The sequence below is a fragment of the Tabrizicola sp. genome, assembly GCF_051645465.1.
Classification (GTDB): Bacteria; Pseudomonadota; Alphaproteobacteria; order Rhodobacterales; family Rhodobacteraceae; genus Tabrizicola.
The window spans coordinates 1-5,057 of record NZ_JBOFBI010000322.1; the positions used below are offsets into that span (position 1 = coordinate 1).

Genomic DNA, 5,057 nt, shown 5'->3' on the forward strand with positions numbered 1-5,057 from the left:
TTCCTCCTCAGCCGAGCCAGGGCGTCGAGACGGCCACCAGAACGTGCGCGATCAAGGCGATGACCCCGAACACCCGTGTGCCATCGATGAGATAGCTGTGGACTTCTTCAGCTTCTTTCAAAGTCAGGCCGGTGGGCCATACTTTGTCAGGATCGTTGGACATGAATGTTCCTCCGTGCCCTCGTCGTCTGATTGTCAAATGGGCGAGTTGACGACCTTCCGCTCGCCCGGAGCGCCGACCGGCGATCAGCCCGCCACCCTGCGCCCACTGCGACATTGTGTCACTTATGTATTACAAATTCAACTGTAATGCCTAGTTTACAGTCATCTCAGATGCCGCGCCTCGGTTGATGGGCAGTATGGCACTAATCTATTGTTATTGTTATATAGGTAGGCCAAGCCCCATGCCGCGCATTGGTGCGGCAATCGCAGACCGTATCGGCGCGGCGCGAATCTGCTGCAGCACGTGTTCGCGCTCGTCCTCACGAACGGGCCCGAGTCGGGTTCAGATGTTGGTATGATCTGACCGCCGCGCACTCCCGCCACGGCGCTTTGCCCTGGCCAGCCTTTCCCGCTGACCCAGGGGCGAAACCGGCTGACGCGGTCGGTCTAGGTGTCGTTGGCCCAGGGGCCGTGCGGCGCTTTGACTCCATCCAGCCGCTCGAACCCGTGGAGGCCGAAGAAGTCGCGCTGCGCCTGGATCATGTTGGCCGTGCCCCGCGCCGTGCGCATCATGTCGAACCACGCCAGCCCCGCCGCAAGCGCCGGCAAGGCCAGACCGTGCAGCGCACCTGCCGATACAACCCGCCGCAGCCCGGGCAGAGAGCGGCGCAGATGATCCGCAAAGAACGGCGCGAGGATCAGGTTGCGCGCGGGGTCTTCGGCCAGTGCGCCCGCCATGTCGTTCAGCATGGCCGAACGGATGATGCACCCCGCCCGCCAGACCCGCGCGATAGCAGGCAGGTCGAGCGCCCAGCTGAACTCCTTCCCCGCCGCCGAGATCATCGCAAAACCCTGCGCATAGCACAGGATCTTGCCCGCGATCAGCGCCGCCTCCAGATCGTCCGGCGTGACGTCCACCGCCTTGCCCGCGGCCCGCCCATACAGCGCTTCGCCCGCCGCCCGCTCTGCCCGCCTGGCCGACACATTCCGCGCCATGACCGCCGCCTCGATCACCGGGATGGGCGCTGCAAGGTTCTGCGCTTCGATCGCCGTCCAGCGCCCGGTCCCCTTCTGGCCCGCGGCGTCCACGATGATGTCCAGAAGCGGCCCGCCTCCCACCGGGTCGCGGGCAAGCGAGACCGCCGCCGATATCTCGACCAGGTAAGACCGCAGGACCCCCTCGTTCCAGCGCGCGAAGCACTGGCCGATGCCGGTCGCACCCATCCCCAGGCCATCGCGCATGATGCCATAGGTCTCGGCGATCATCTGCATGTCGGCGTATTCGATCCCGTTGTGCACCGCCTTGACGAAATGCCCCGCCCCCGCAGGCCCCATGTGGTCCGCGCAAGGCGTGCCATCCTCGGCCTTGGCCGCAATGGCTTGCAGGACCGGCGCCATCCGCGCCCAATCGGCGGCCTCACCCCCGGCCATGATCGCCGGACCATGCCGGGCGCCTTCTTCGCCGCCTGAGACACCCATGCCCAGAAAGCGGAAGGGCAGACCGGCGGCTTGCCGACGGTTGGTGTCGTGGAAGTTCGCGTTGCCCGCATCGATGACCAGGTCATCGGGGCCGAGAAGTGGGCTAAGCGCCGCCAGCTGATCGTCCACCGCCGGACCCGCGGGCACCATCAGGATGATCGCACGCGGCGGGGCAATCGCAGCCACCAGATCGGCCAACGTGGCCGTGGGAACGATCCGTTCGGCCAGCGGGCCAGCCTCGGCGTGAAACTCTGTCGTCACCGAAGCGGTGCGGTTCCAGACGGCGATCGGAAAGCCCTTCTCGGCGATGTTCAGCGCAAGCGCCCCGCCCATCGTTCCAAGACCGATCAGGCCGATGCCGGGTTTCCCCGATCCCGTGTCGTTCATTGCCATTACACGCCCCTCCGGTTCAGGACGACCGAACAGACGCCCGTCGTTGCGGTGATCAGCCGTTCAGGCTTGCGGTCGGCGGCCTTGAGCGGGCCATGCACACACAAGGCTGCATTCACAGCCCGTGATACCAAGCCGATAGCGCCAATCTGCAGGACGCGGAATTTGGTCATGATTGCTCCTGTCAGGCCTTGCCGCGTTTTGGTATCTCCAACATGAGCGGGCAATCGGGTGCTTGTCGAGAGCCAATGCCAAGGGGAGGGTGCCGTGGGACCGCAACTGTTTGACCTGACGGGAAAGCGTGCGCTGATCACTGGATCGTCGCAGGGCATCGGCTTTGCCCTGGCGCAGGGTCTCGCTGCAGCGGGCGCGCAGGTCGTGCTGAACGGACGCGACGCGACCAAGCTTGCAGCCGCTGCCGCTCACATCCCCGGTTCCGTGACGCTACTCTTCGACGCGACCGAGCATGACACGGTCCGCACCGCCGTGGATACGTTCGAGGCCGGAACCGGCCCCATCGACATCCTGGTCAACAACGCTGGTATGCAGCACCGCGGCCCGCTAGAGGACTTCCCGGCAGACGCGTTCGAGCGGCTCTTGCAGACCAACATTGCATCGGTCTTCCATGTCGGACAGGCCGTCGCCCGGCACATGATCGCGCGCCGCCGGGGCAAGATCATCAACATCGCCAGCGTTCAGACCGCGCTCGCCCGCCCCGGCATCGCGCCCTATACCGCAACCAAGGGCGCTGTTGGCAACCTGACCAAGGGCATGGCTGCCGACTGGGCCAGGCACGGCCTGCAGTGCAATGCCATCGCACCCGGCTATTTCGACACGCCGCTCAATGCCGCCCTCGTGGCCGATCCGGCCTTCTCGACCTGGCTCGAAAAACGCACCCCCGCCGGGCGCTGGGGTCGGGTCGAGGAACTGGTGGGCGCCTGCGTCTTTCTCGCCTCCGACGCCTCAAGCTTCGTGAACGGCCACATCCTTTACGTGGATGGCGGCATCACCGCATCGCTGTGACCCTGCGTGTCGTCTTCATGGGCGTGTCGGGCTGCGGCAAGTCCGCTGTCGGAGCTGCGGTGTCGAAGGCCATCGGAGTCCCTTACACCGATGGCGATGACCTGCACCCGGCGGCCAACGTGGAGAAGATGCGTGCCGGGACCCCGCTGACCGACAACGACCGCTGGCCCTGGCTTGACCGCGTGGCCAGCACCCTCCGCGATGCAGCGCCAGTGATGGTCGGTTGTTCGGCCCTGAAACGGGCCTACCGCGACCGCATCCGGGCAGGCGCGGGTGGGCCTGTCACCTTCATCCATCTCGCCGGATCGCGTGAGGTCATCGCCGCCCGTATGTCCCGGCGCGCCGGCCACTACATGCCGCTCTCTCTCCTCGACAGCCAGTTCGCCACCCTTGAGCCGCCCGGTCCGGATGAGGCCGTGACAGTAGACATCGACCAGCCGCTGGCGGCGATAGTGGCCCAAATTCTGCTTGCGCTGAAAGCGGCCCGATCGTTGACGCCAGGTTCAGACCCATGACGTCACCGGACTTGCCGGTCGGCCGCCCGGTCGAATCGCAGCTGCGCCAGAGGCCCGGCGCACCTGCAGGGCGCGGCACCACAGCATACTGCGACACTTTGACCAAGCAGCGGACAAGCCAGGATCGGCCGCTCACAAACCTGTCATTTCACTTCAGATTTTCGTTACATTTACACAATTGACCCATATACCTGTCAAGATATTTACAAAAAAAGTTATTGTATAATTATAGTTAGCATAATTTTTACAAATGCGGTATGCTCGGATCACGCATATACCTGCGTTCAGCGCTCGCAGGGGGTCGTGATCAGCGGGCCAGCTGTTCAAAAGGGGAGGGGAGACCTATGGCGGAAACCGGTCAGCTTGCGGGGACATACGCAGCGCCGAAAGAGTTCGTCGCGAATGCGCATGTCAACAACGAACGCTATGCCCAGATGTATGCGGCGTCAGTCGCAGACCCCGACGCCTTCTGGCGCGAGCAGGGCAAGCGCATCGACTGGATCCAGGACTATACCAAGGTCAAGAACACCTCTTTCGCGCCGGGCAAGATCGACATCCGCTGGTTCGAGGATGGCACGCTGAACATCAGCGCCAACTGCATCGACCGGCACATGCTGACCCGGGCAAACCAGACGGCGATCATCTGGGAGCCGGACGATCCGAAGGAACCGGCGAAGCACATCACCTATGCTCAGCTTCTGGAACAGACCTGCCGTCTGGCCAACGTGCTGAAGGCGCAGGGCGTGACGAAGGGCGACCGGGTCGTTCTCTACATGCCGATGATCCCCGAGGCGGCCTATGCGATGCTGGCCTGCACGCGGATCGGCGCGATCCATTCGGTCGTGTTCGGGGGGTTCTCTCCGGACGCGCTGGCCAATCGCGTGAACGACAGCGGCGCCAAGGTCGTCATCACTGCGGACTGGGGCCCGCGTGGTGGCAAGAAGATCGGTCTGAAGGACAACACCGACAAGGCGATGCTGCATTGCTCGGACAAGGTCCGCGTGCTGGTGGCCAAACGCACCGGCGACCAGACCTCATGGGTCGAAGGGCGTGACGTCGACCTGACCGCCGAAATGGCAGCGGCCAAGCCCTATTGCCCCTATGTGGAAGTCGGGGCCGAAGACCCGACCTTCATTCTTTACACCAGCGGGTCGACCGGCAAGCCCAAGGGCGTTGTGCATACGACGGGCGGATATCTCGTCTACGCCTCGATGACCCACCAGATGACCTTCGACTACCACGACGGCGATGTCTTCTGGTGCACGGCGGACGTGGGCTGGGTCACGGGGCACAGCTACATCGTCTACGGCCCGCTCTCGAACGGTGCCACGACGCTGATGTTCGAAGGCGTGCCGACCTACCCCGACGCGGGCCGCTTCTGGGAGGTCTGCGCCAAGCACAAGGTCAACCAGTTCTACACCGCGCCCACCGCCATCCGCTCGCTGATGGGCCTCGGTCCGGAATGGGTGGAAAAGCACGACCTCTCCA

General features: G+C 64.3%; 6 protein-coding genes. 3 read left to right on the plus strand and 3 right to left on the minus strand.

Annotation, left to right across the window (positions count from 1 at the left end; genetic code table 11):
- Positions 1-7 precede the first annotated feature (7 nt).
- The 3 genes from pufB to ACRCSW_RS20720 form a co-directional block, all read right to left on the minus strand.
- A complete protein-coding gene (pufB, locus tag ACRCSW_RS20710; protein WP_438707548.1) occupies positions 8-163 on the minus strand; it encodes a light-harvesting antenna LH1, beta subunit in 156 nt (51 codons plus the stop codon).
- A 446-nt stretch (positions 164-609) separates the two neighbouring features.
- Complete coding sequence (gndA, locus tag ACRCSW_RS20715; RefSeq protein ID WP_438707549.1) at positions 610-2,034, minus strand: NADP-dependent phosphogluconate dehydrogenase; 1,425 nt, start codon at positions 2,032-2,034, stop codon at positions 610-612.
- Complete coding sequence (locus ACRCSW_RS20720; protein ID WP_438707550.1) at positions 2,034-2,204, minus strand: hypothetical protein; 171 nt, start codon at positions 2,202-2,204, stop codon at positions 2,034-2,036. Before ACRCSW_RS20720 ends, gndA begins: the two co-directional genes overlap by 1 nt.
- A 94-nt stretch (positions 2,205-2,298) precedes the next feature.
- On the opposite strand from ACRCSW_RS20720, the gene ACRCSW_RS20725 reads away from it, so the two are divergent.
- The 3 genes from ACRCSW_RS20725 to ACRCSW_RS20735 form a co-directional block, all read left to right on the plus strand.
- Entirely contained in the window at positions 2,299-3,054 is a 756-nt protein-coding gene (locus ACRCSW_RS20725) for an SDR family oxidoreductase (protein ID WP_438707551.1), read from the plus strand.
- A complete protein-coding gene (locus tag ACRCSW_RS20730) occupies positions 3,051-3,569 on the plus strand; it encodes a gluconokinase (RefSeq protein WP_438707552.1) in 519 nt (172 codons plus the stop codon). The genes ACRCSW_RS20725 and ACRCSW_RS20730 overlap by 4 nt, the downstream gene beginning before the upstream one ends.
- Before the next feature lie 344 nt (positions 3,570-3,913).
- Positions 3,914-5,057: AMP-binding protein (locus tag ACRCSW_RS20735; protein ID WP_438707553.1), on the plus strand; the 1,144-nt coding region annotated here is incomplete at its 3' end.

What these genes read in the sequence shown, in the direction of transcription:
- gndA (WP_438707549.1), bottom strand. Translation starts at nt 2,034, where the DNA reads ATGGCAATGAACGACACGGGATCGGGGAAACCCGGCATCGGCCTGATC.
- pufB (WP_438707548.1), bottom strand. Translation starts at nt 163, where the DNA reads ATGTCCAACGATCCTGACAAAGTATGGCCCACCGGCCTGACTTTGAAA.
- ACRCSW_RS20720 (WP_438707550.1), bottom strand. Translation starts at nt 2,204, where the DNA reads ATGACCAAATTCCGCGTCCTGCAGATTGGCGCTATCGGCTTGGTATCA.